This is a genomic window from Faecalibacterium longum, assembly GCF_040094125.1.
Classification (GTDB): domain Bacteria; phylum Bacillota; class Clostridia; order Oscillospirales; family Ruminococcaceae; genus Faecalibacterium; species Faecalibacterium longum.
On record NZ_JBBNIH010000141.1, the window covers coordinates 1 to 1,816 of the forward strand.

2 protein-coding genes are annotated in these 1,816 nt (G+C 52.8%); one reads left to right on the forward strand and one right to left on the reverse strand.

Annotated elements, in window-relative coordinates:
* The coding region (locus AAAU26_RS08520; RefSeq protein ID WP_349181013.1) for a plasmid recombination protein at positions 1-1,076 on the reverse strand (1,076 nt) is incomplete at its 3' end.
* Positions 1,077-1,576: 500 nt separating this feature from the next.
* Here AAAU26_RS08520 and AAAU26_RS08525 point away from each other — a divergent pair.
* Positions 1,577-1,816, forward strand: a 240-nt coding sequence (locus tag AAAU26_RS08525) for a hypothetical protein (protein WP_349181014.1), incomplete at its 3' end; no start/stop codon positions are given.

Below are 1,816 nucleotides of genomic sequence, written 5' to 3' on the forward strand. Positions count from 1 at the left end.
TTGGCGGTGGAAAGTTCTTCTTTCAAGCGGCGGTTCTCCACGTCCATCATATAGCCGTGGTCGGCTTGCTTTTTCAGTTTGGAGAATTCTTCTTCGGTCAGCGAATAGTTGCCGAGGAAGGTTCGCTTACCGATATAATCCAGATCGCGCGCGTGAATGAGGGCTTCTTTTGTGAGCGTGGCCTTTTTCTGAACAGCGGCAAGTTCCTTCTCCTTTTTGGAGAGAGCGGTGCTGGTTCGGGCAAGCGACTGTTCTTTCTGGTCGATTTGAGAAGTCAGGCTGTCCAGACGCTCCTGCTCCCGCTGGACTTTGAACTGGGTGACGGTCAGGTGTTCTTCGGTGCTACCGCGCTCACCGCGTTCTACGTCGGTGTACCCGGCGTTGCGCATATAGTGGAAGAAATCGTCTTGCAGGACGCTGTACGACTTCTTCAGGACTGGCTTGCCGTTCTTTTGCAGCACGGGCTTTCCGGCATCGTCCAGCAGGGGCTTGGATGCCCACTTCTTGCTCCGGCTGACCTGCATGACGGTCTCCTTGACTGTGCCGACCAATGCCTTGTCTTTGCAGCGTTTCGACCACAGGATTTGCTTTTCCACGACAGGCACATAGACCACATGGAGGTGGTAGTGGTAAACTTCCCGGCCTAATGCTTCGGTCATGGCACGGTTGGTCTCATCGGCGTGCATGACAGCCGAGAGGATATACTGCTCACCGCCCACGATCTGGACAGCGGCTTTATAGGCATTTGCGTAGAACTGCTTAGCGAACTCGTAGCCGCCGTGGTTGTCGAAATAGGCCGAGTTGACATCAAAGACAAGCTCGCAATAATGGGTGGCATCCGGCTTCAGGCCGCGCGTTGAAATCGTACCAGCGGTTTCCAGTTGGGCGAACAGGTCAGTGTAGCTGGCGGTTGGCTTTTTGAAGTGGACGTTCCATGCAGCGCGCTGGGGGATAATATCGGGGTTCCGATAGCTGTCCTTTTCACGCTCATTGTGCTGCTGGGTGTTGCCAACGGCCTTGTCCGAAACGGCGAGATTCCGGACACTGGTGCGGTCAACGCCATCGTTTCTTGCCAAAGGGCATCCCTCCTTTCAAGGTTCATCGAGAGGTGACGAGGACGGAGATGCACTTCCCCGGAAGTGTAATAACCCACTATGACACTTTCATCCCTATGGGCTGCAAAGTGTAGTGGGCTCTTCGAGGACTCTCCGAGGGGGAACGTCTCCTGCGGGAGAGCTACGATCAAGTTCGCACAATGCGAACTTGATTGCTCCGTACGCAACTGAAAAAATTGCGTACGGACTTCAAATAACCTGTACGGTCTGTACGGCGTACAGAAATCTGAAATACAAACGATAACACGTTTGAATTTGCTTCAATTTGCCGTACGGGTGCGTACAAGTACAGACCGTACAGGTTGTACGAACTTCTTCCGTGAAAAAATGCACTTTTTACGGGCAGGGGTGGACAAGCGGTTCGATGCCTACAAAACCCCGCACCCTGCGGCCACCGGGCAGGTAGATGTTATGTACTGCACCAGAGTACCCCGTGTGGGAACTCTGGTGTTTTTTGCCTTGTGCCTGAATATACGGAGAATTTTGCAGAAAGGGTGAAAAAGCGGCAAAACTGCAACGGAAAAAGAAAAATGCCCTTGCTGGTTGCAGGGCTGCAACAGCAAGGGCGGAGAGGTAACCGTATATTGAACAAAACGGCAGAGCGTATTATAATGAGGAAAAAGATCAAAAAGGAGGGCCGACCACATGGCACAGGAATATCTGCCCGCACCATCCAACATCCGTCTTGCGGACTTGATGAA